This is a genomic window from Alteromonas sp. MB-3u-76 (genome assembly GCF_002831605.1).
Taxonomy (GTDB): domain Bacteria; phylum Pseudomonadota; class Gammaproteobacteria; order Enterobacterales; family Alteromonadaceae; genus Alteromonas; species Alteromonas hispanica.
The window spans coordinates 575,449-598,849 of the sequence record NZ_CP025115.1; the positions used below are offsets into that span (position 1 = coordinate 575,449).

At 44.1% G+C, this 23,401-nt stretch carries 24 protein-coding genes; 11 read left to right on the forward strand and 13 right to left on the reverse strand.

From position 1 onward, the window contains the following. Positions 1 to 56: 56 nt before the first annotated feature. Together CW735_RS02530 and CW735_RS02535 are read right to left on the reverse strand one after the other, a co-directional pair. The gene (locus CW735_RS02530; RefSeq protein ID WP_071978554.1) at positions 57 to 311 is read right to left on the reverse strand and encodes a DUF2442 domain-containing protein; all 255 of its coding nucleotides are present in this window, start codon (positions 309 to 311) and stop codon (positions 57 to 59) included. Next, a complete protein-coding gene (locus CW735_RS02535; RefSeq protein ID WP_071978555.1) occupies positions 292 to 528 on the reverse strand; it encodes a DUF4160 domain-containing protein in 237 nt (78 codons plus the stop codon). The genes CW735_RS02530 and CW735_RS02535 overlap by 20 nt, the downstream gene beginning before the upstream one ends. A gap of 196 nt (positions 529 to 724) precedes the next feature. Here CW735_RS02535 and CW735_RS02540 point away from each other — a divergent pair, with 196 nt between their 5' ends. Next, positions 725 to 1,147: a putative toxin-antitoxin system toxin component, PIN family gene (locus CW735_RS02540; protein ID WP_071978556.1), complete on the forward strand. Its 423-nt coding sequence runs from the start codon at positions 725 to 727 to the stop codon at positions 1,145 to 1,147. A 1-nt stretch (position 1,148) separates the two neighbouring features. Next, complete coding sequence (locus tag CW735_RS02545; protein ID WP_012517112.1) at positions 1,149 to 1,370, forward strand: toxin-antitoxin system HicB family antitoxin; 222 nt, start codon at positions 1,149 to 1,151, stop codon at positions 1,368 to 1,370. Positions 1,371 to 1,466: 96 nt separating this feature from the next. Here CW735_RS02545 and CW735_RS02550 read toward each other — a convergent pair whose 3' ends face one another. Together CW735_RS02550 and CW735_RS02555 are read right to left on the reverse strand one after the other, a co-directional pair. Then, positions 1,467 to 1,730 (reverse strand): type II toxin-antitoxin system RelE family toxin, encoded by a 264-nt coding sequence (locus tag CW735_RS02550; RefSeq protein ID WP_071978557.1) that lies wholly within the window; start codon positions 1,728 to 1,730, stop codon positions 1,467 to 1,469. After that, the gene (locus CW735_RS02555; RefSeq protein WP_012517122.1) at positions 1,717 to 1,950 is read right to left on the reverse strand and encodes a ribbon-helix-helix domain-containing protein; all 234 of its coding nucleotides are present in this window, start codon (positions 1,948 to 1,950) and stop codon (positions 1,717 to 1,719) included. The genes CW735_RS02550 and CW735_RS02555 overlap by 14 nt, the downstream gene beginning before the upstream one ends. A gap of 660 nt (positions 1,951 to 2,610) precedes the next feature. On the opposite strand from CW735_RS02555, the gene ltrA reads away from it, so the two are divergent. Beyond that, the gene (ltrA, locus tag CW735_RS02560) at positions 2,611 to 3,960 is read left to right on the forward strand and encodes a group II intron reverse transcriptase/maturase (protein ID WP_100970866.1); all 1,350 of its coding nucleotides are present in this window, start codon (positions 2,611 to 2,613) and stop codon (positions 3,958 to 3,960) included. A 68-nt stretch (positions 3,961 to 4,028) separates the two neighbouring features. Here ltrA and CW735_RS02565 read toward each other — a convergent pair whose 3' ends face one another. Then, positions 4,029 to 4,835, reverse strand: a complete 807-nt coding sequence (locus tag CW735_RS02565; protein WP_100970867.1) for a hypothetical protein — start codon at positions 4,833 to 4,835, stop codon at positions 4,029 to 4,031. A gap of 573 nt (positions 4,836 to 5,408) precedes the next feature. Beyond that, positions 5,409 to 5,849, reverse strand: coding sequence for a hypothetical protein (locus CW735_RS02575; RefSeq protein WP_100970869.1), 441 nt, complete (start codon positions 5,847 to 5,849; stop codon positions 5,409 to 5,411). 290 nt (positions 5,850 to 6,139) lie between these two features. On the opposite strand from CW735_RS02575, the gene CW735_RS02580 reads away from it, so the two are divergent. Further along, positions 6,140 to 7,108, forward strand: coding sequence for an integron integrase (locus tag CW735_RS02580; protein ID WP_071978562.1), 969 nt, complete (start codon positions 6,140 to 6,142; stop codon positions 7,106 to 7,108). Between the two features lie 89 nt (positions 7,109 to 7,197). Here CW735_RS02580 and fadA read toward each other — a convergent pair whose 3' ends face one another. Together fadA and fadB are read right to left on the reverse strand one after the other, a co-directional pair. Next, positions 7,198 to 8,361 carry an acetyl-CoA C-acyltransferase FadA gene (gene fadA / locus CW735_RS02585; RefSeq protein WP_071978563.1) on the reverse strand — a complete coding sequence of 388 codons (1,164 nt, stop codon included), beginning with the start codon at positions 8,359 to 8,361 and terminating at the stop codon, positions 7,198 to 7,200. An 18-nt stretch (positions 8,362 to 8,379) separates the two neighbouring features. Beyond that, positions 8,380 to 10,530 carry a fatty acid oxidation complex subunit alpha FadB gene (gene fadB, locus CW735_RS02590; protein ID WP_100970870.1) on the reverse strand — a complete coding sequence of 717 codons (2,151 nt, stop codon included), beginning with the start codon at positions 10,528 to 10,530 and terminating at the stop codon, positions 8,380 to 8,382. A gap of 517 nt (positions 10,531 to 11,047) precedes the next feature. Between fadB and CW735_RS02595 the strand changes: the two genes are divergently transcribed. The 3 genes from CW735_RS02595 (at position 11,048) to CW735_RS02605 (ending at position 15,613) form a co-directional block, all read left to right on the forward strand. After that, on the forward strand, positions 11,048 to 13,084 hold the full coding sequence (locus CW735_RS02595) for a transglycosylase SLT domain-containing protein (RefSeq protein WP_232368347.1): 2,037 nt from the start codon (positions 11,048 to 11,050) through the stop codon (positions 13,082 to 13,084). 288 nt (positions 13,085 to 13,372) lie between these two features. Beyond that, on the forward strand, positions 13,373 to 14,692 hold the full coding sequence (gene pepQ / locus CW735_RS02600; RefSeq protein WP_100970872.1) for a Xaa-Pro dipeptidase: 1,320 nt from the start codon (positions 13,373 to 13,375) through the stop codon (positions 14,690 to 14,692). Between the two features lie 204 nt (positions 14,693 to 14,896). After that, entirely contained in the window at positions 14,897 to 15,613 is a 717-nt protein-coding gene (locus CW735_RS02605; protein WP_100970873.1) for a ZIP family metal transporter, read from the forward strand. A 38-nt stretch (positions 15,614 to 15,651) separates the two neighbouring features. Here the strand turns inward: CW735_RS02605 and ispB are convergent, their stop codons facing one another. Next, a complete protein-coding gene (ispB, locus tag CW735_RS02610; protein WP_071978567.1) occupies positions 15,652 to 16,626 on the reverse strand; it encodes an octaprenyl diphosphate synthase in 975 nt (324 codons plus the stop codon). 882 nt (positions 16,627 to 17,508) lie between these two features. On the opposite strand from ispB, the gene rplU reads away from it, so the two are divergent. From rplU to folA, 4 genes are all read left to right on the forward strand, one after another. Further along, positions 17,509 to 17,820, forward strand: a complete 312-nt coding sequence (gene rplU, locus CW735_RS02615) for a 50S ribosomal protein L21 (protein ID WP_032095642.1) — start codon at positions 17,509 to 17,511, stop codon at positions 17,818 to 17,820. Positions 17,821 to 17,835: 15 nt separating this feature from the next. Beyond that, the gene (gene rpmA / locus CW735_RS02620) at positions 17,836 to 18,093 is read left to right on the forward strand and encodes a 50S ribosomal protein L27 (RefSeq protein WP_071978568.1); all 258 of its coding nucleotides are present in this window, start codon (positions 17,836 to 17,838) and stop codon (positions 18,091 to 18,093) included. A gap of 247 nt (positions 18,094 to 18,340) precedes the next feature. Next, entirely contained in the window at positions 18,341 to 19,510 is a 1,170-nt protein-coding gene (gene cgtA, locus CW735_RS02625; RefSeq protein WP_071978570.1) for an Obg family GTPase CgtA, read from the forward strand. A gap of 88 nt (positions 19,511 to 19,598) precedes the next feature. After that, entirely contained in the window at positions 19,599 to 20,105 is a 507-nt protein-coding gene (folA, locus tag CW735_RS02630; protein WP_071978571.1) for a type 3 dihydrofolate reductase, read from the forward strand. A 91-nt stretch (positions 20,106 to 20,196) separates the two neighbouring features. On the opposite strand, the gene rpoS is transcribed toward folA, so the two are convergent. The 4 genes from rpoS to CW735_RS02650 all read right to left on the reverse strand — a co-directional run bounded on the left by rpoS (position 20,197) and on the right by CW735_RS02650 (position 23,349). Continuing rightward, positions 20,197 to 21,189: an RNA polymerase sigma factor RpoS gene (rpoS, locus tag CW735_RS02635; RefSeq protein ID WP_071978572.1), complete on the reverse strand. Its 993-nt coding sequence runs from the start codon at positions 21,187 to 21,189 to the stop codon at positions 20,197 to 20,199. Between the two features lie 81 nt (positions 21,190 to 21,270). Next, positions 21,271 to 22,137, reverse strand: coding sequence for a peptidoglycan DD-metalloendopeptidase family protein (locus CW735_RS02640; RefSeq protein WP_100970874.1), 867 nt, complete (start codon positions 22,135 to 22,137; stop codon positions 21,271 to 21,273). Between the two features lies 1 nt (position 22,138). Next, positions 22,139 to 22,717 carry a YqaA family protein gene (locus CW735_RS02645; RefSeq protein WP_100970875.1) on the reverse strand — a complete coding sequence of 193 codons (579 nt, stop codon included), beginning with the start codon at positions 22,715 to 22,717 and terminating at the stop codon, positions 22,139 to 22,141. Next, positions 22,714 to 23,349 carry a protein-L-isoaspartate(D-aspartate) O-methyltransferase gene (locus tag CW735_RS02650; RefSeq protein ID WP_100970876.1) on the reverse strand — a complete coding sequence of 212 codons (636 nt, stop codon included), beginning with the start codon at positions 23,347 to 23,349 and terminating at the stop codon, positions 22,714 to 22,716. The genes CW735_RS02645 and CW735_RS02650 overlap by 4 nt, the downstream gene beginning before the upstream one ends. Positions 23,350 to 23,401: the final 52 nt, after the last annotated feature.

The window sequence follows — 23,401 nt, forward strand, 5'->3', positions numbered from 1 at the left end:
ACACGTGGGCTATACTGCGAAGCAGAGCCCACGTGTGTGTCCCCAACATTTGATTGTTATCTTCTGCTGCGATTGCCGATAAGTAGACCGGTTACACTTAGATCCTCATCAAGCTGCGGCCAGTGAATACCTTCACCATCACCTAACAATTCCCAATCCTGCAATTGAGATGAGCTAGCTTGAGAAAGGCTAGGAAACCAGGATAAAGGAACAGAAATAGTTCTACCGTCGATTAGCTCGACAATTAAAGAACTTTCGTCGAAAGACAACGACACAGCTTGTGGGTGATGTTCAACTGCTAAAGTAGCCATTCCAAGCCTCCAAAAAAGCATCTCTATTTTCGACAACAAGCTTTCCCAAAGTTCTAAGTTCTTTTGGAGCAAAGCGAGTTGAACTTGCTAACGCGACAGGACGAAGCCAGAATTTAGCTGGCATTCTTTCGCGTTGAATATGAATGTGGGCCGGATCACCATTTTCGTTACTGTAAAAGAAAAAGCGATATGGCCCAATTTTTAATACTGTTGGAATGCTGAAAGGTTATATGAAAAGTGCGGGAATGCCAACGAGAAGATAACTTTCCAATAACGGGCGCAGACATGTGGGGCATAATGGCGAAGCCGCCCCGCGTGTATGCGTTCCAGCGAACGCAGTGAGTATGTTGATTGGGTTGTTAGCTGCCATTGTCAAATTGAAAAGTGATAGCATATACGCTAGCATATAAAGTATGAATAAAGTAGTTATTGACACCAGTGTACTTATTAGCGCTCTGATTGGCAAAACAGGCCCCGCCCGAGAAGTGATAAGGCAATGCTTGATGGGGGATTTAAAGCCGCTGATTAGCACGACCTTATTCTTGGAGTACGAAGCAGTAAGCAAGCGAGACAAAATTAAAGAATTGTGCCCGCTTACCGAGGGCGAAGTGAGCGAGTTGCTAGCAGCATTTTTTAGTGTTTGCGAATGGGTTCAGATACATTATTTGTGGCGGCCAAATTTAAAAGATGAAGGCGATAACTTTCTTATAGAGCTTGCAGTGGCAGGAAATGCCGAGAGCATTATTACGAATAACCTAAAAGACCTGAAAAATGCGGAATTACAATTTGCTGGTTTGAAAGTGTTAGCGCCTGAAGATTATTTGAGAGGAGTTTAATATGTCCACTTTAACTGTACGTCTACCAGACGATAAGCATAATCGATTGAAGGCTTTGGCTGCGCATAAAAAGTTGAGCTTAAATAAATTGATAGAAGAATTGTCTACGCAAGCGATAGCTGAATTTGATACTGAGGTAAGATTTAAGGCGATTGCTGCTACTGGAGACAAAAAGAAAGGTTTGGAACTTCTAGATAAGCTTGATTCACACTTTGGCAGCTAACTTTCCAATAACGGGCGCAGACATGTGGGGCATAATGGCGAAGCCGCGCCGCGTGTATGCGTCCCAGCGAACGCAGTGAGTGTGTTAATTGGGTTATTAGGTACGTCTATAAACATCGGAGCGATGCCCGACTTTTATCACCTGTACAACAAGCTCGTTTTCTCGGATTTCATAAATTATTCTATAAAGACCTTGTCGGATACGATACAAGTCGAGTCCACTAAGTTTAATTGCTCCATCCCTTCGTGGGTTTTCAGCTAATAAGTCAATTTTGGCGAGGATCTTTTTAACGTCCGACTTGGGAATTGCCCTAAAATCTTTTGCTACTGACTTCTTGAAAGTGACGCTATATTTTTCCATCAGCTTCCAAAGTGTTTAGCAAGTCCTCATAGGAGATTTCGGGCTCTTTGGCCCTTTGTCTTACCGCAGCCAAATCTTCTTGATCTTCTTTCATAAGGAGTCTTACTGCTTCATCAATCAGTTCTGATATTGAGGTATCTGATGATGCCGCCCGCAGTTTCAAAGCATTATGAATTGCTGGTTCGAAGTAGACGGTAGATCGTTTTGATAAAGTACTCATGAATAAGCCTCCATTTATGTAACATTAAAACATTATAGCGTTAAAATGTCAGTTGGGCTAATTTTTACTCAAGAGTACGTAACGCCATGCTCAGCCGGCGCGTCAGCGATCGGCTGGAGCTTCTTGTGTACGCCCAGCATGGGCATGAACTAATGAGGTGAAAGTCCTCTGTAGGAAGATCACCGTTGTTTAACACACTGTTATTCAACGCGAACTACTAGCGAATGGCAAGGGCTAAATCGTGAGAGATAGTCTGGAGGAAGCCGCTAGCAAATCTGCGAGCTGATGGACAAGAACATCATATGAGGCGTAGGCTGAAGGTGAGTTGGCACAAGACAACGAAACCATGTGATCTAACGGCCACCGTAAATGATGCAGCAGTGCAGAGACAGTCCATGCTCTTATCTGGGGAGATCTGCTCTAAGAGCGATCGGTGAATACCAGTAAGGCTCTGGTATACAAGTGCCTTGGCGCAGAGGAAACGCATCACCCACTGCGAGCGAATTCGATGCAAACCGATAGCGCTGTTACAGGTAACTGTGGCGGTGATAAAGCAGAAGTCAGCAGACGGCATAGTAGCCAAATGCCCAGCGTAATGGCTGGGACACGGCCAAGTTGCTGCACAACGCGCCAAGAAACATTTAGAATAAAGGAGGAGCCTTGTCAGACTTGAACACACGAATGCCGTCCGGTAGTGACGTGACTCAGCGTACTGATGAGCAGCCAGCCTTTAGCGCAGATCTACTCGAACTTTTTCTCCAGCCTTCCAATCTTGTGTCGGCATGGAAGCAGGTTCGAGCCAACAAAGGGGCCGCTGGCATTGATGGCATGACCATTGATGACTTCCCCGCTTGGGCAAACGCCGGAAACTGGAAACGTGTTATGACTGAGCTTCGCTCAGGCCAATACCAACCTTCACCGGTGAAACGCGTTGAGATTGACAAACCTGATGGCGGAAAACGTCAATTAGGGATCCCAACTATCGTTGACCGTGTTATCCAACAAGCGATTGCCCAAGTCCTTACGCCTATTTTCGACCCAACCTTCTCAGATAATAGTTTTGGGTTCAGGCCACATCGAAATGGGCAGCAAGCAGTGAAGCAGGTAAACAGCATTATCAAAACGGGACGCCGTTTTGCCGTAGATGTTGATCTGTCTAAGTTCTTTGACCGCGTTAATCACGATTTACTCATGACCTACCTTGGCTATAAAGTGAAAGATAAGCGACTGCTTAAACTGATTAAACGATACTTACGAGCTGGGATTCTCTGCAAAACCAAAGGGGATAACCAGTTTTATAGTGAGAGTCGAGAAGGTGTTCCTCAGGGCGGGCCATTATCGCCGCTGTTGGCAAACATCATGCTAGACCCATTGGACAAAGAGCTTGAGAAACGGGGTCACGAATTTGCACGATATGCGGACGATTTTACCATACTGGTAAAGACGCCCCGTTCGGGTGAACGCGTGCTCAACAGTATCAGCAGATTCCTGTGCCACCGCTTGAAGTTAGTTGTTAATACAACCAAAAGCCACGTCGTTAAAACCAATGAAAGCAAATTCCTTGGATTCACCTTCAAGGCAGGCCGCATTCAATGGCATCCGAAGACCCTGATGAAGTTTAAGCAACAGGTTCGACGATTAACGAACCGCAACTGGGGCGTATCGATGCAATACCAACTCTTTAAACTCAGTCAGTATTTACGAGGCTGGATAAATTACTTTGGTATCGCCAGTGGATATCAGCGCTGCGTAGAACTGGATCACTGGATCCGGCGCAGAGTGAGAATGGCTTACTGGCGTCAGTGGCGAAAACCACGCACTAAGGTACGAAACTTAATGAGACTGGGCGTGCATGTTCAAGCTGCGGTAGCGTGTGGTATCACCAGCAAAGGGCCATGGCGTAGTGCAAAATCTCCGGGGATCAATCAAGCATTATCACTTGATTACCTAAAATCCGAAGGGCTTTATTCACTACGTGATGGATGGGTTGCGCTTCACTATCCTAAATGAAACGCCCTGTGCGGAGCCGCATGCAGGGTGTTGTGGGGGCTGGAGGCTAGATACCTCCGGCTACCCGATTAGTTCCCGCCACGATCTGCCTCGATTAATAATTGCTCAGTAATTGAAAATGCTGATTCAACTTCTTCTGGACTGGAATTGCCCAAAATTCTCTGTTTAAACCAATCTAGTTTTAGATAATAGTCATTGTCTTGAGTCATATGTAGCCCAAAATTTGCGTACGCAAGAGACTTAGCATGATTGGGTTTCTGACTTAACGGATCGTAGTGCTGATATGATTTAACAAGCTTCAAAATTGCTTCTTCATTGCCAGATGTGGCTAGTTTATGAGCAAGTCTGTATTTCGTTATAACAAATTCTTTTCTATTAAAGATAATGTCTTCTCTAGATTGCGAATCAAAACCCATTATCTCAAAATACTCTGCTTCTGGAATTTTCCAAATTTCATTTAGTGAGGCGATCGAGCCTTTATTTGCATCATTTATTAGTAGCTGAATATAATTTTGTTTTGTATCGGGGTACTGTTTACAGAGTTCGAAGCGATTTAAAACATCTTCGATATATTGGAAGGACTCGCCATTCGCATGGGCTTGGTCAAGAAACGTATCCAGTGCATCTTTAGTTTTTGGAATATTTCTGCATCGTCTAAGTTCAATTCCCGATATTTCGGTATGTGTTTCTTTGTTGTTATTCACTGCAATCGTGGTGAGGGCATTAGTATTCGTTCCGTTATTAGGTTCTTTTGTATCATAGACAGAAGGGTTGGTTTCATGTTGTCCAAAAGGCATATTACGATTGAGTAAGCTCCAGGCTACTAGTACCGCTACCGAAATAACTATTACAAGAGAGATTAATTTGTTTTTCACAGAACTTAACCCAAGGGAACTAACGGCCCGCATAACGGGCAAATATACGTAGGCTAAAATAGCGAGCTAAGCGAGGGAAGCCTACGTGTATTTGTCCCCCGCGAGCGAAGCGAGTGTTGATGCGATTGTTAGGTGCGTAGCTTGAAACTAATAAAATGTTTCTGCCTATCTAGCATTATGAAGCTCATAAATACAAATGTAGGCAATAAGATAAGCCATGAACCCTCTAATAAAAAGACTAGCGGCAAATACATTACAGTTGAGAATATTAGTTTTTTAGGGCGTGACCAAGTGACGTAGCTAATTTGAATCCATTTAGGCTCAAGTATCATTATCGCCGCTATACCTAAGCATACCGAGATAACTATAAAAGTGCCTATAGTGATGATGTCCATTTCTTTCTCCGCACAGTCTATTAGTTGTATAGTAATTAGTCGACTTGATTTGTCAATTAACGGGAAGTACCTAACTTCCCACTAAGGGGCGATAACACATGGGCTAAAATTAGGAACGAAGTGACGCAGCCCATGTGTTAGCGTCCCAACGAGCGAAGCGAGAGCCTTGAGTGGCTTGTTAGCTGCCGGCGATTTCAAAATAGACTCTTGGTAGATTTGGCCCCCAAGATTGATTTTCGAAAGCCATCAGTTTTTCGAAATCGAAACCTGAAATTACAAATTCCTCGTTATTTTTCCAAGAAATCTGATAGCTTACTTGGTCTGGCCTACCTTTTAACCTTATTAATTGACCGGTCTCATTTATTGTAAAAGGAGACAGGGATCTACTTTTTACCCGCTCAACGTATATCTGAGTTGATGGCGTAGTAAAACCTCCACAGCCCGCCAGTAACACATAAGCTCGATATTCTCCGTTGGGTGAATACAACTCTTCAACTTCGTCCCAAGAACATGCTGTGGACATTAACATGCCAATTGAAGTTGCTCCTATATACAGAATTGCACACAACCAAAATATGGCAGCGCCTGAATGCCATAGTAATTTAAAAATTTTTTTCATGCCAAATTCCCTTAAGGCAGCTAACAATTTAATCGTTCCCTAAACGGGGCGATTTAACGAACCAGAACGGGGTTTTTGTCCGTTAGGTTTTAAATATGGTTAAACCATAACCTATCGTTAGAATTAGTAAAATACGTTTTTGGTGTATTTTGCTCAAAAGCTAAAAATACCAAATCGGGTTGCAGGTGAATTTGGGGTATTTCGTGAATAGCTTTGCAATAAAACAGGTACTAAATTCAGTTATTTCTTTGTGATTTTTTAAATAGACTTCTTTTATTTCGGAGTCGAACATGAAGTCTCAGTTTATTAAATCCCTATACGAGCACATGATGCTCAAACGCTATGCAAAACGCACTATACAAACCTATATAAACTGGATTTCAGATTACATTCGCTTTTACAAATTCCAGCACCCGAAAGACCTCGATGTTCTGCACGTTGAAGCATACCTTACGCATTTATCTATTAAGCGTAAAAATGCTCGCGCTACACAAGCTACCGCGCTAAATGCTTTAGTTTTTCTTTACAATAAATATTTAGATCAGCCGTTACCTTCCGACATGAATTTTGTGGGGAGCGGCAGAGAAAGAAAACTGCCGGTGGTGCTTACTCGGTTAGAAGTAAAGACATTACTTGGAAGAGTGCCTACCCATCATTATTTGGCGGTAGCGCTTCTTTATGGAAGTGGTCTTCGATTAATGGAGTGCGTTCGTCTTAGAACGGGAGATATAGATTTTGATTATAAGTGTGTGCGGATTTGGTTTGGAAAAGGTGGAAAGCACCGTGTAGTTACGTTATCAGAATCACTAATTCCACTTTTGAAGAACCATATCAGTGAAAGTGAAAAGCTTTTGCAACGAGATTTGATGGTATCAGACTTTGCTGGAGCTTGGATTCCACATGGGTTGAGGAAAAAATATCAACAGCGTAATAAAACGCTGGAATGGCAGTATTTATTCCCCGCATCAAAACTAAGTATTGACCCAGAAAGCAAATTGTTACGACGACACCACATCGATGAGAAGCAAATACAGCGGGCTGTAAGTCGGGCTTCATCTGATGCTGGAATAATTAAGCATGTTACACCTCACACACTGCGTCATTCATTTGCCACGCATTTGTTGCAATCAGGTGCAGACATTAGAACGGTGCAAGACCAATTAGGGCATGCCGATGTTAGAACTACTCAAATATATACACACATACTTCAGCAAGGAGCAAATGGGGTAGTCAGTCCGCTTTCTAATTTAGCGTTTTAAGCTTTATCGTCAAAGAAACAAAAAAGGGCCCGAAGGCCCTTTTCAAAACTTATCTGTTCAAGCGCTAATTCAAGCTTTTATTTAAACGCTTACACACGCTCAAATACAGTAGCAATACCTTGGCCTAAACCAATACACATTGTTGCTAAGCCTAGGCTTACGTCTTGTGATTCCATTAGATTGATAAGCGTACCTGAGATACGTGAACCAGAACAACCTAGTGGGTGACCAAGTGCAATTGCACCACCGTTAAGATTAATCTTAGTATCAAGGTGGTCCATCCAACCTAGTTGCTTAATGCACGAGAGGGCCTGTGCTGCAAACGCTTCGTTAAACTCAGCAAGTTCAATGTCGTCCATAGTAAGGCCTGCGCGCTTAAGGGCTTTTTGTGTGGCTGGCACTGGGCCGTAACCCATAATTGCTGCATCACAACCAGCCACAGCCATCGAGCGAATTTTCGCACGTGGTGTTAGGCCAAGCTCTTTCGCACGGTCTGCCGACATAAGCACCATAGCCGATGCACCGTCAGACAGCGCAGAAGACGTACCCGCAGTAACCGTGCCGTTTACTGGGTCAAACACTGGGCGAAGTGCCGCCATGCTCTCAGCAGTGCTTTCTGGGCGTACAACTTCATCATAGTCAATAAGCTTTAATACGCCGTTTTCATCGTGACCTTCAACAGGCACAATCTCGTTAGCCCAGCGGCCTTCAAGGTGTGCTTTGTGCGCTAGCTGGTGCGAGCGCGCGCCAAAGGCATCTTGTTGCTCACGAGTAATACCGTTTTGGCGGCCAAGCAGCTCAGCTGTCATACCCATCATACCCGACGCTTTTGCTGTGTATTTAGCAAGGCCTGGGTGGAAGTCTATGTTGTAGTTCATCGGTACGTGACCCATGTGCTCAACACCACCAATCATGTAAATGTCACCACGGCCGCTCATGATGCCGCTTGTTGCATCGTGAAGGGCCTGCATTGATGAACCACATAAACGGTTTACCGTTACCGCGCCAGTTGTGCGTGGAATTTGTGTTAATAGTTGCGCGTTACGTGCAACGTTGAAGCCTTGTTCTTTAGTTTGCTGAACACAGCCCCAAATGATGTCTTCAATTTCCGCTGGGTTTACGCCAGGGTTACGCTCTAGTAGCGCGGTCATTAGCGCTGCAGATAGGTCTTCTGCACGCACATTTCTGAAAACACCGTTTTTTGAACGACCCATAGGGGTACGTACGCAATCGATTACGACCACTTCTTTCATTAGATTTTCCTCCGGGTCTTATGCGAAATAGGATTTACCAGCAGCGGCCATTTCACGAACGCCGTCTGAGATCTGATAAATTGGACCAAGTTCAGCGTACTTGTCTGCCATAGCAACGAAGTTCGCCAAGCCAATGGTTTCAATCCAACGGAAAATACCACCGCGGAATGGAGGGAAACCTAAGCCGTAAAGTAGCGCCATATCTGCTTCAGCTGCGCTATCTACAATGCCTTCTTCTAGGCAGCGAATTGCTTCGTTTGCCATAGGGATCATGAGGCGTGCAATAATGTCGTCTGCTTCAAAGTCTGTCTTGTCAGCTACGTGCGGCGCCATTAGTGCGTATGCTTCTTCAGCAGGTGTTTTAGACGGCTTACCGCGCTTATCAACACCGTAGTTGTAGAAACCTTTACCGTTCTTCTGACCTAAACGCTCTTCTTTGTAGAACAAGGTTACAGGGTCGTTGTCTAGGCGAGCCATACGCTCTGGAATACCTGCTGCCATAACGTCTGCTGCGTGGTCGCCCGTGTCGATACCTACAACGTCCATTAGGTAAGCTGGGCCCATTGGCCAGCCGAAGATTTTTTCCATTACTTTATCAACCGCAACAAAGTCTGCGCCGTCGATAAGTAGCTTACTGAAGCCCGCAAAGTATGGGAACAATACGCGGTTTACTAAGAACCCTGGGCAGTCGTTAACCACAATAGGGGTTTTGCCCATTTTAAGGGTAGCGGCTACTACTGCATTGATGGTCTCTTCTGACGTTTTTTCGCCACGAATAATCTCAACAAGCGGCATGCGATGCACTGGGTTGAAGAAGTGCATACCACAGAAGCGCTCAGGCTTGTCTAAGCTTTCAGCTAGCTGGTTGATAGAGATAGTCGAAGTGTTTGAAGTGATGATAGCGTCGTCTGCTACATTGTCTTCTACTTCTTTAAGTACAATACCTTTCACTTTCGGGTTTTCTACAACCGCTTCAATTACAAGGTCTGCATCTTTAAGTGTGCTGTACTCAAGAGTAGGTGTAATCGCGTTAAGCGTTTGCGCCATTTTAGTCGCATCAACTTTACCGCGCTTCATACCTTTGCCAAGAATTTTCGCTGCTTCTGAAAGGCCAAGGTCTAGTGCACCTTGGTTAATGTCTTTCATGACTACCGGTGTGCCTTTCACAGCGCTTTGGTATGCAATACCGCCACCCATGATGCCTGCACCTAGTACAGCGTTAAGCTTAGACTGCTTAGTTGCCGCTTTCGCTTGCTTCTTACCTTTGCTCTTAACTAGCTGGTCGGCAAGGAAGATACCAATTTGTGCTTTCGCAGCGTCGGTTTTCGCTAGCGCTACAAAGCCTTCGTTTTCAAGCTTAAGTGCGCCGTCACGGTCTAGACCCGCTGCTTTTTGTACTGTCTCAACCATTTTGTGCGGTGCTGGGTAATGTTTACCAGCTTGTGCAAATACCATGGCTTGAGCAGTAGAGAAGCTCATCATAGCTTCGTTTTTGTTTAGCTGTAGTGGAGCTTTCTTAACCGCACGACGTGCTTGCCAGTCAAGCTTACCGTCAGCTGCGTCTTTCACCATTGAAAGCGCACCTTCAATAAGTGCTTCTGGTGCTACTACTGCATCAACTGCGCCTTCAGCAAGGGCTTTTGCACCTTTTCTGTCGCGACCAGTGGTCATCCACTCAAGGGCGTTATCTGCACCAATTAGGCGAGGTAGGCGAACCGTACCACCAAATCCAGGCATAAGGCCTAGTTTAACTTCTGGTAAGCCAATAGCCGCTGTGGTGTCTGCAATACGCATGTCACATGCCAATGTCATTTCACAACCACCGCCTAGGGCAAAGCCGTTAACTGCAGCTATAGTAGGAAAAGGTAAGTCTTCGAAGCGGTCGAATACTTGAGAAGTATTGGCAACCCAATCTAGTACTTCAGCGTCTTCCAGTGCAAAAAGATCGGTAAACTCTGTGATATCAGCACCTACAATGAATGTAGATTTTGCGCTTCGTACTATTAAGCCTTTAATGTCACCTTTGGCAACAAGAGCTTGTGTTGCTTCATCAAGCTCTGAAACCGTCTGGCGGTCGAACTTGTTTACTGAACCTTGGGCGTCGAATACCAGCTCAGCAAAGCCGTCATCTAACAGGCTGACGGAAAGACTTTTGCCTGTGTATATCATTATCATCTCCTTCGGCATTGGCCAGGATGTTAGTAAATTTAATCCAACTATGTTGTAGGGTAGTACCAAATTACTAACGCGTTAGGGTGGCTAAATATTTTACAAAGCCACACAAAATTTCAACAAAAATTCAAACATCTGTTTCATTTGTCATAAGGTAGTGGTCGGATGACTTAAATTCAAGAGCAAATAGTGAATTCTCGCTTCATTTCGGTATTGGTGGTTGTATAATGAGCATTATTAGCGCAAAGCGCCAATCCAATATACGAATAATAAGCAATAAGGCTGTTTTAGCTGTAACGCATATCTAACGGTTAGAGTTTCACTACCGTATTAGTACACAGTTTATAGCGGTCGACACAACATCTTCATTGGCACGGAGCCAAGCTGTACGTTCACATTGTGAGAGCCTAAACAGCAAAATATGTCGTCTATATTGGCGATATACAATAAGCAATTCAGGCGGTCGAGTAAGTCATCGGCCAGTTTGAATTCAATAAAGGGTAGGAGACTTTTTGTGTCTAAAGCCATTCATTTATCTAAACATGCACCAGCATTGTTAGTTTATCTATTACTGTCAGTAGTGGTAATACCCCATACCGTCGCTCAGCCACTTCCAGGCCATACATTAACGCTTCCTCAAGATGTATATGCACAACAGCGTCAGCATTTTCTTAATTTAGAAGAGAAGTTACGCACTTATTCTCGACGTCGCGTGAATGACTTTGATGGTGAAATATATGCGTTAGCCGACTATCCACTATACCCCTACCTTTTGCGTTTGAAATTAGAGCGCACAATGTCAATTGCTACTAAGCGCGAAGTGAATCAATTTTTAGAGGACTACCGCGGTCAGCCTGTGAGCTACGGGTTACGTTACAAATGGCTTAGTTATTTGGCGAAGCATAATCACCGAAACGCATTTTTAGATAGCTACCGCAGCGGAATGGGGGCAAGGCTCACTTGTGTTGCACTTAACTACCGCCTGCAAGGAGCAGAGCCAGTGGCTAAAGTACTGCGAGAGGTTGATGCGCTGTGGCTAAGCGGGCAGTCTCAACCCGATGAGTGCGACCCGCTTTTCTCTAAGTGGAAGAAAGCTGGCCTAATGACATCTACCATGGTGATAAAGCGCATTGAAATTGCAGCGAAAGAAAAGAATCGCCGTATTATTCACTACCTAAAGCGCCAGTTACCCGCTAAATATCAATATATTGCAGATATCTGGTTAGCCGTTACTCGCAACGTTAGCAATGTGCAGAAAAGAGGGTTATTCCCGTTAAAAAACAAACCAAGTGAAGTAGAAGCAATGGTTTGGGCTCTTGAAAAATTGGCCTGGCAAAAGCCCGCTTTGGCAGAAAAGGTTTATCAAAGATATCAGCGTCAAGGCGTATTTTCTGATGCACAGCGCCACGCTATCAATCGAGCTATTGCACTTAGCTTTACCCTTGAAAAGCTTCCGCAGGCGCATGAGTGGTTAGAATACGCCGACATACCGGGTGCCAGTGACGATATAAAGCTATGGCATGTTTCTCACCTGTTGCGTACACAGCAGTTCGATGAGGTCATTCGCATTATCGAGCAGGCGCCCGTGTCTCTGAAAAACAAAGCAAACTATCGTTATTGGTTGGCCAGGGCGCTAGAACAAACTGGCCAACCTATGCAGGCCACCGTGTTGTATCGTCAGTTAGCACAAGAGCGCCACTACTATGGTTTTATGGCAAGTGCTCGTATTAACGCCTTTCCTTCTCTTAAAAATAACCCTGCACCCAAAGATGTTGCCACAATCGCGAAGTTAGCAACCACACCAGCCACACTTAGGGCGGTTGAGTTTTTTCGTTTAAACCGTGCTACCGAGGCGAGGAGGGAGTGGTACTACTTACTCACGCATATTCCGAATGAACAGGTTACCGACGCGGGAATTTTGGCCTATGAATGGGGGCTTTACGACCAAGCAATCAGCAGCTTTGCTCGCAGTGGCTACTGGGACGATGTAGGAAGACGCTTCCCACTTGCGTTTAACGAGGTATTTAGTGAAAAAGCGCAGCTGCATAATATTCCTACCTCTTTCGCCATGGCCATTGCTCGAAGAGAAAGCTCATTTAGAAGCGATGCCATTTCACCGGTAGGCGCGGCGGGGTTAATGCAGCTTATGCCAGGTACTGCAAAATACGTTGCGCAAGCCAAAGTGAGTCAAAGCCAACTTTTCAATGTTAACGAAAACGTTGAATTTGGCGTCCAGTACCTTCGTTACCTTATGGATAAACTGAATAACAATCCGGTGTTGGTTTCTGCATCTTACAATGCTGGTTGGAGAAAAGTGCTGGAATGGCTACCAGAAAATGAAGCCCTTCCCGTCGATATTTGGATTGAAAATATACCTTACAAAGAAACCCGAGCTTATGTGAAAGCTGTAATGGCATATCAACATATATACGAACAACAATTAGGGGGTAATAATAATATATTTCCCCAACTTACTTCCGATCTGATCCCCTCGGCAGAGGCTGTAAGTACACACCCTGTAACAGGCATAGTGCAGTTGGCACCAAAGTAGCCTAGTTAGTATCACTTAAAATAGCACTTAAGTTACTGCGAGTTGACGCTTATTTAAAGTGAGTAATAGGTGTGCTTTATGTGCATATTAGAAGTTTGAGATTCAAAAATAAGGTCTTTGAGAGCCATCAATGCAGAGAGATTTTAAGCAAGTTGGCATCTCAAAACTGCAGTTTATCGTGGCAGGATAAATATGAGCAACGGCTCATGTTATACTTAACGTCGAGTGGAAAGTACAAATAGAAAAGCAACGCAAATAGAACAATTAACGAGAAAGATAAGAGGGGCTATGTCGCACCATAAAGCAACCTACGAACAGCATATAGAAGAATTACAGGCGAGAACTCGCGAGGCTTTGCAGCGTGAAGGGCTCGATGGCTTGGTTATTCATTCGGGTCAGGGAAAACGACTATTTTTAGATGACAATCACTATCCTTTTAAGGTGAACCCGCAATTCAAAGCGTGGGTGCCGGTCATCGACAACCCCAACTGTTGGCTGGTAGTCAACGGCGAAGACAAGCCCACACTTATCTTTTATCGTCCTGAAGACTTTTGGCACAAAGTACCGCCAGAGCCTAACGATTTCTGGACAGACAGTTTTAATATCATCCTGCTTAAACAAGCTGATGCAGTTGAAAAACACCTTCCTTACGATAAGTCGCGTATGGCCTATATTGGCGAGTATATTGAAGTTGCTAAAGCACTCGGGTTCGACAATGTAAACCCAGATAGAGTACTACACTATTTGCACTATCAGCGTGCTTACAAAACAGACTACGAACTCGACTGCATGCGTGAGGCAAATAAGCTGGCCGTTGCAGGTCATCGCGCGGCAGAACAGGCTTTTAGAGAAGGGAAAAGCGAGTTCGATATCAATTTAGCCTATGCAACCGCTTGCAGACAGGGCGACAACGATGTTCCCTACACCAGTATTGTGGCGTTAAATGAGCACGCATCTATTTTGCATTACATGCAGTGTGACAATATTGCTCCTAGCACTTCACGCTCTTTTCTTATTGATGCAGGTGCTACCTACAACGGCTATGCCGCCGATATAACGAGAACCTACAGTCAACAATCATCGTTATTTGCAGATCTTATTAAAGCAGTAGATAAGGTAACCCTTACCCTTGCTGATAATTTAAAGCCAGGTGTGGCATACACCGATATTCAACTGCTTGCTCATGATGGAATTGCGCAAATTCTTCATGACACTGGGGTTGTTAACCTAACGCCTCAAGAAATTGTTGAGATGGGGATAACTCGCACTTTCTTCCCTCATGGAATAGGTCATTTTCTTGGTTTGCAGGTACACGATGTTGGTGGCTTAGTTAATGATGACAGAGGCACGCCTAAGACTGCGCCAGAAGATCATCCTTTTCTTCGTTGTACACGAGTGGTAGAGCCGCGACAGGTGTTCACTATCGAGCCCGGACTATATTTTATCGAGAGTTTACTGCGAGACTTAAAAGCAACGCCAGCCTCGAAATACATCAATTGGAACACGATAGAAGCCTACAAACCATTCGGCGGGATCCGCATAGAGGACAATATAATTGTTCATCGTGACAAAAACGAAAATATGACCCGCGACCTAGGGCTTAACTAATTGCCTTTATAGTTTCATTGGGTATTTGCAAGAATGTCGAAATGGTTATAAAAACACAAGAGCAGCTATACGCTGCTCTTTTTAGTTTATTTTATAGCTTTGTTATACAGCTTCGTTTTACGAGCTTCCTGAAGCCGCTAACGTATTTTGATAAAAAACGGTTAGCCTTCGCATATAATGTTTGCACAACGGAAGGGCAGCACTATGTTTGATTCAAGCCTTATCAATTTACTTCTTGTTGCTACTATTGCAGGTTTAGCTATGCCTGCCGGCGCCATGCTTTCAACGCGCAAAAGTATTCAACCACAGTGGTTGGAACAAGAGCTGAGACACGGTATTTTGGCGTTGGGAGCGGGAGCCTTGATATCAGCGGTTGGGTTGGTATTAGTGCCTAAAGGGGCAATGGATTTATCAGTGTTTGGGGTAGTAGCCTGTTTTGTAAGTGGCTCACTAGCTTTTATGTCACTCGATATCTTTTTGGCAAAAAAGAAAACTGCTGGTAGTCAGCTTGCAGCTATGCTGAGCGACTTTGTGCCCGAGTCTATTGCATTGGGAGCAACAGCAGCGCTTGGCGGATCTACGTTGCTTTTGGGGGCGCTAATTGCGGTACAAAACTTACCTGAAGGTTTTAACGCTTACCGAGAAATGCTGCCGAAAAATAAAAAGCGCAGCAATAAGCTGATTATCATTTTTGTATTAATGGCGTTATTAGGGCCAATTTTCAGTTTAATTGGCTATTTCTTTTTATCTCAATTTCCGGTTATTACTAGCGGCATTATGCTCTTCGCTGCAGGCGGGATCTTATATTCTGTTTTTCAAGATATTGCACCGCAAATACGAATGGAAAACCACTGGCTACCGCCACTAGGAGGAATACTAGGGTTTTTAGTGGGGGTAGTGGGCTACATGCTGGAGAGTTAGCATCGAGAGCTGCGTTGCCTTTAAACGGCACCAGCTTTTTAGCTGGTGCGCTCTACTGAAATGTGAGCTAGAGAGATTAGCGCTTCTTTATAGTCAGAGTCTGGAATAGGCGCAAGGCTGTCTATTGCCATTTTTACTTCGTTATGTGCGCATTGTCTGGTGTAGTCCAGCGCACCCGTAGCTTCCATTATGCCTTGTATTTTTGTTAGGTGTGGCAAACCGTTACTCTGTTCAATAGCCTCGCGAATGAGCGTTTTATCGTCTTCGTTTTCCGCATGCCACATGGCGTATAACAGTGGCAGCGTGGGTTTACCCTCAGCAAGGTCGTCGCCCGCATTTTTGCCCATTTCTTCGCTATCAGCCATGTAATCAAGCAAGTCATCAGCTAATTGAAACGCGGTACCAAGATGCTTACCGTACTCTTGCATGGCGTGTTCTATCGTTTCGCTCTGGTCAGTTAAAACCGCCGCAAGTTGCGTTGCCGCTTCAAACAAACGCGCAGTTTTGCCATAGATCACGTCGAAGTAACGAGATTCTGTGGTGTTCGCGTCGTTACAATTCATTAGCTGCAGTACTTCACCTTCGGCAATCTGATTAGTTGCCTCAGACAGAATCGACATAACTCGCATACGCTTAAGGCTTACCATCATCTGGAAAGAACGGGTATATAAGAAGTCACCCACGAGCACTGACGCTTGGTTTCCGAACACGGCATTTGCCGTTTCACGCCCTCTGCGCATGGTCGACTCGTCAACAACATCGTCGTGCAGCAAAGTAGCGGTATGTATAAATTCAACAATGGCGGCCAACGTATGATGGTCGTTGTTTTGAATGCCCATTGCTTGTGCGCTTAGCACGGTAAGAAGAGGACGTAAGCGTTTACCGCCACTATTTACGATATAAAAGCCAAGCTGGTTAATTAGTGCTACGTCAGAATCTACTTGTTGTTGAATCAGCGCATTAACCGCTTGCATATCGTCGTTCGACAGTGCGCGAATTTGGTCTATATCCATAGGCATGGCAATAAATACTTACTCTTACAATTGGTACTATATTGATGGCGATTGTACCTTAATGGCTCGCACTATCCACCAAATTGTCTTAAAAAATGACAGTTTAACGCAATTGAAATGTAATCATTGATATACCCGTCAAAAATTGCTCCTTAAGCATGTTAGAACTTTGCGCCTCTGTATTTACTACAGCTATTTAGCCAATAGAACAAACCGTTAGCATACCGTTTTAAAAAACTTCGCTGATGAATGCTAGGCTGCCAATAGAGAGTAAAGAACAGAAAACAGAGAGAAAAAAGCAGTGAATAAGGGGAGAAAATAGAAAAAGGGGCAAAGAAAATATCAGAAAAACGAGAAGAGTTAGACATTTGGCCTCTAATACTACAATTTTTGTTAAAGCCGTTATTTTTGATACTTTGTGAATTCTGCTTTAAGCATTTTTCTCTGCGTTGTGCGTTTTGCTCCAGACTTAGCCGTGTTTGTAAGAAATGTAACCACTATTTTTCTCGGATCGTAGCTTTGTAAAAAGGGATCGCGTTGTCCATGTAGGTTGTCATGCAGGCAAAGTAATAAGCACGAAGATCAAAATGATCAATTTTAAGTTAGATATTCGAAATTTGTGTTTTCAGCACCAAAATTGACTACCTTCACTTGGTGAAGAAAGTAGATTTTTAATGATGTAACGCACAATTTTTTTAAATTTTATCCATATTTACGCGATTGTAAGCTGCATCAAATAAGCAATTGAGGCATAATTCGCTCCATGTTGGAAAAATAATCATTTTTTCTACGAATCGGGCTTGTGATTTACAGATGTTTCACGTAGAATTTGCGCCCTGTTTTTTGAATTGACGCGTCAGTGGACGCAGAGCGGAGTTAACTATGTACGCGGTTTTCCAAAGTGGCGGTAAACAACACCGTGTGGCCGAAGGCCAAACCGTTCGTCTTGAAAAAATCGAAGTAGCCCCAGGCGAAACGGTTGAATTTGACAAAGTTTTAATGGTAAGCAACGGTGACGACGTAAAAATCGGCACACCAAACGTTGCTGGTGGTAAGGTGACTGCAGAAGTGGTAACACACGGTCGTGGCGATAAAGTAACTATCGTTAAGTTCCGTCGTCGTAAGCACTCGCGCAAGCAAGCTGGTCACCGTCAGTGGTTCACGGAAGTGAAAATCACTGGTATCAACGCATAAGAGGAGCACGAACACATGGCACACAAAAAAGCTGGTGGTAGTACCAAAAACGGTCGTGATTCAGAGAGTAAACGCCTAGGTGTTAAGCGCTTTGGTGGTGAATCTGTTCTTGCTGGTAACATCATTGTTCGTCAACGTGGTACACGTTTCCACGCTGGTGACAACATGGGTATCGGTAAAGACCACACGTTGTTTGCACTTAAAGACGGTAAAGTTCAGTTCGATGTTAAAGGACCGAAGAACCGTAAGTTTGTAAGCATCGTAGGCGAGTAAGCATTGCGCTAACTAGCCAAGAAAGCTTTCAAAAACCCCGCGTTTGCGGGGTTTTTTGTTTTATGAGACCTTATTTTTTGACGTTGTATACGAAAGTGCGTATTGAAAGCGCGTCTTTATTAAAGAGACACAGGTCGAATGTTTTTAAATCCTTAAGCATACCGTTACGCGAAAGCGCTTATTGTGGTGTAAACTTAGGGTTCTTAGAATTAGTAACAACCCAAGGCAAAGTTGCCCGGAGTGATAAATGAAATTTGTAGATGAAGCTGAAATTCGTGTTGAAGCCGGAGATGGCGGCAACGGCGTAATTGGCTTTAGAAGGGAAAAGTACGTACCTAAAGGCGGACCAGATGGTGGCGACGGTGGTGACGGCGGCAGCGTATTTCTTGTTGCTGATGAAAACCTAAATACATTAATCGACTATCGTTTCGAACGTTTTCACCGTGCAGAGCGCGGTAAAAACGGTCAAGGTGCTAACTGCATTGGGCGCAAGGGACAAGATTTAGAAGTTAGTGTTCCAATTGGTACTCGCGCAACAGATTGCGATACAGGAGAAGTTCTTGGCGATCTTACCCGTCACGGACAAAAGCTTAAGGTTGCTCAGGGTGGGTTTCACGGCTTAGGTAATGCGCGTTTTAAAAGCAGTACCAACCGTGCGCCACGACAAAAGACGAATGGCACACCGGGGGAAATTCGCAACCTTAAGCTTGAGCTTATGTTGCTAGCAGACGTTGGCCTATTAGGTATGCCAAATGCGGGTAAATCTACTTTTATTCGCTCAGTCTCAGCTGCCAAGCCGAAAGTAGCCGATTACCCGTTTACTACCTTAGTGCCTAATTTAGGTGTGGTACGTCAAGACTCTCAGCGAAGCTTTGTTGTAGCCGACATACCCGGTCTTATCGAGGGCGCTGCAGAAGGTGCTGGCTTAGGTATTCAATTCTTAAAACACTTAGAGCGCTGCCGTATTTTGCTACACGTGGTTGATATCTATCCAGTAGATGAGAGTGACCCAGCACAAAACGCTAAAGCAATAGTACAAGAGCTTGAAAAATACAGCCCTAAGCTTGCTGAGAAGCCTCGCTGGCTTGTTTTTAACAAGGTAGACTTGCTGCTTGAGGAAGAAGCACAAGAAAGGTGTCAGCAAGTTGTTGATGCGCTAGGCTGGGAAGGCCCTGTTTATCAAATTTCTGCGTTCCAGAAAATTAACCTCGATCCGCTTTGCAACGATGTAATGAACTTCATTGAAACTCTTCCTGCGGAAGCTGAGCAAGAGGAAGAGAAGAAAGAAGTAGAGTTCAAATGGGATACATACCATCGCAACACGTTAGATGCTCATGATGATCTCATGGACGATTTAGACGATGATGAGGACTGGGATGAAGACGACTACGACGTTGATGTTGAATATCGTCGCTAAAGCTTAAAAATAAATTCAATAGAAGCACGATTTATGTCGTGCTTTTTTGTATGTAATATCCACTAACCGTGTTTGTAGTGAGAATAAGATGAAGATATCAATGATTGCCGCAATGGCCGAAAACCGAGTTATCGGTGCAGATAACGACATGCCATGGCATTTACCAGCAGACTTGAAACATTTTAAGGCTGTTACAATGGGCAAAGCGGTCATAATGGGTAGAAAAACCTATGAATCTATTGGCCGTGCTTTACCGGGGCGACCAAATATAGTTCTGACAAGTAATAAAGATTATACACTTGAAGATGCAACGGTAGTGCATACTCAGGCTGAAGCCTTAGAAGCAGCTAAAGCACAGTGTGGAAGCAATGATGAAGTAATGATAATAGGTGGTGGTACTATCTACAACGCCTTATTGCCTTTAGCTAATACTCTGTATCTCACTTTTATCGATCTTAAAGTTGCTGGAGACACCCAGTTTCCAGATTTTCGGTCTCAGGGAGATTGGGTTGAAACTGAACGGGAAGCCCATGCGCCCGACGAAAAAAATAAATATGCTTATACCTTTGTAACTTTTCAGCGCCGGTCTGCGTGATATTGAAGAGTTGAAGCAGCCCACAAAAAAACAGGGCAGCGTAAATACTACGCTGCCCTGTATAGTTGGTTTCTATTACACCAATTTATATCTATTTCATTTGATCGAATAAACTTTCTAGCGAAAGCCCTTGATGGCTCAACATATCACGCAGTCTGCGCAGAGCTTCTACTTGAATTTGACGAACGCGTTCTCTGGTTAACCCAATTTCTGCACCCACATCTTCAAGTGTTGATGGCTCATAGCCTAATAGCCCAAATCGACGAGCAAGTACTTCTCGTTGCTTAGGGTTTAGCTCTTCAAGCCAAGTAACTATATTGCCTTTGATGTCGTTGTCTTGAAGTGTCTCTTCAGGACTATATTCTTTTTCATCAGCAATAATATCTAACAGCGCTTTGTCACTTTCTCCGCCTATCGGGGTGTCTACTGAAGTAATACGCTCGTTTAGTCGTAGCATCTTTGTTACGTCTTCAACAGGCTTGTCTAGTGCCATTGCAATTTCTTCTGCAGTAGGCTCATGGTCAAGCTTTTGAGACAGTTCACGAGATGCACGTAAGTAAACATTCAACTCTTTGACAACATGGATAGGCAGTCGAATAGTGCGCGTTTGATTCATTATGGCCCGTTCGATGGTTTGTCTAATCCACCACGTAGCATAAGTTGAAAAACGGAAGCCTCGCTCTGGGTCGAACTTTTCGACAGCGCGAATAAGACCTAAGTTTCCTTCCTCAATAAGATCAAGGAGGGCCAGGCCACGGTTGTTGTATCGTCTTGCGATTTTTACTACAAGGCGAAGATTACTAACAATCATACGCTTTCTAGAGGCTTCACAGCCTTTGAGAGACCGTCTGGCAAAGTATACTTCTTCTTCTGCAGTGAGCAGTGGAGAGAAGCCTATCTCGCCTAGGTATAATTGAGTGGCATCTAAATTTTTTGGTTGCTCGTTTTGGTTAAAAACTGCAGTGTCACTTTCCGCTTCAATATCATCGGATACTGCATCTTCTATTTTAACTTCATCTGGTATATCAATGACTTCTAAGTCATCTTGAGATTTTGATTCTAAGGCTTTATTTGACTTACCCATGGTGAATCTCCTGCTTAAAGGTTACCTTATGACGTTTCTCCTTTGTCGCTTTCTTATTATTATTTATTTTTTTTTATATTGTTACTTCTTTGGCAGGTATCGCAGCGGATCTAGTGACTTACCGCGATACCTAACTTCAAAATGAAGTTTTACCGAATCTGTGCCGCTACTGCCCATGGTGGCTATTTTTTGACCAGCATACACCCATTCTCGTTCTTTTACCAAAATGGAGTCGTTATATGCATATGCACTGAGAAAAGTGTCGGTGTGCTTAACTATAACAAGCTTACCGTATCCTCTTAATGCACTACCGGCGTAGACAACTTTACCGTCTGCTGCTGCAACCACATTACTGCCTCTTGCACCAGCAATGTCAATCCCCTTGTTACCAGACTCAGCTTTGCTAAAGGTATCAACAACCTTGCCTTCAGCAGGCCACATCCACGTCTTTACTCTATCTGGAAACCCTTTCGGTGATGTCTTTTTGACACTTGTGACCGGTTTCTTGACGCTTGTAACATTTTGTGGTTTAACATTTTCTTTACGATCAACATACGCTTGAGGATTAGGTGGGTCAATGGATCTTTTGTCTAATGGTTGTGAGGTCGGATGTGTAGACCGAGTGGTCTTGTTGGTAGTTTGATGGCGGGTAGGGTTTTTTACGATAGGTGCAGTTAAACGTAATTCTTGACCCGGAAATATGGTATAAGGCTTTGAAATTTTGTTAAATTCTGCAATATCACGATAGTCATTTCCTGTAAACCAGGCAACGGCGTAAAGCGTGTCTCCAGGTCTTACTACGTAGGTACTAGCAGTGTATTCTTCACTACCACTCTCAACTTGGCTGTTGAGAAGAACAACCGGAGCAGGTGCCTGTCTACCTGCACATCCAGCCAATATTGTTAAAAATAAGTAAATGAAAAAGCATCTAAAAGTGCTGTTTTTCATTTTATCGCAATATTAAGTACGCGATAACAGCAATCGCCACAACAGACCATCCTAGTACCTCAACATATTGACGTAATTTTTGCTCCATGGGCGCGCCTCCCCAACGCATTAACGCCGCCACTAAAAAGAAGCGGGCACCCCGTCCTACTGCCGAAGCAATCACAAAGGGGAAAAACGCCATTTGTAAAAAACCCGCGCTTACGGTGAATATTTTATACGGTATAGGGGAGAAACCCGCTAAGAAAACAATCCAAACACCGTAGATTTCGAACCAACCTGTGGCAGTTTCAATTTTGTGTGTATAGCCCCAAGATTCAATAAGGGGAGCTAACCACGCTTCGAATGCGAAAAAACCTAACCAGTAGCCCGCGATGCCTCCAACAATAGATGCTACAGTGGTGATTAATGCAAACCGCCATGCAAGTAAGGGTTGAGACAGCGCCATAGGCGCTAGCATAACGTCAGGGGGAATAGGAAAGAAAACAGACTCTGAAAAACTTAGCCCGCCTAAATATTTTGCGGCATGTTTATGTTTTGCCCAGCGAATTGCCATGTCATAGAGAGGCCCAAAAAGCTTCACATTAATTCTCCAGCAACGAGAGGGACAAAACGTACAGACTCAATAGTCTTAGTTTGCAGCTCGCCGTCCACTCTATCAATGCATAGCAGCGACTGTTGCTCGTTTCCAACTGGAATAATGAGTCTGCCACCTTCTTTTAATTGTTCGCATAAAGATTGGGGCAAGCTCGCTGCTGCAGCGGTTACAATAATGGCGTCGTATAATCCTTTCGACTCCCAGCCTTTCCAGCCATCGCCATGCTTCATAGCAATGTTATGTAAATCTAGCTGATTCATGCGACGCTTAGCGTGAAACTGCAACGATTTTATGCGTTCAACGCTAAATACTTGCGTAAAAAGCTGCGCCAGGATCGCGGTTTGGTAACCTGAGCCCGTGCCAATTTCCAGCACTTTTTCAGGCTTATTTGGGCTCTCTAGCAAAAGCTCGGTCATTTTCGCTACTATGTAAGGTTGCGAAATTGTTTGGCCTTGGCCAATGGGCAATGCCGTATTTTGATAGGCTTTGTGTTTTAATGCGTCTGGAAGAAAAGCCTCCCTCGGCGTACCAGCAATGGCATTTAACACAGCTTGTGAACGTATTCCCTCGTTATAAAGCAGCTGCGCTAATGCGTCTCCTTTTCTAGAAGCTCTCATGATCTTGCGTACTTTCCTATATTGTTAGTGTTAGCCACGCTTTTTATTTATA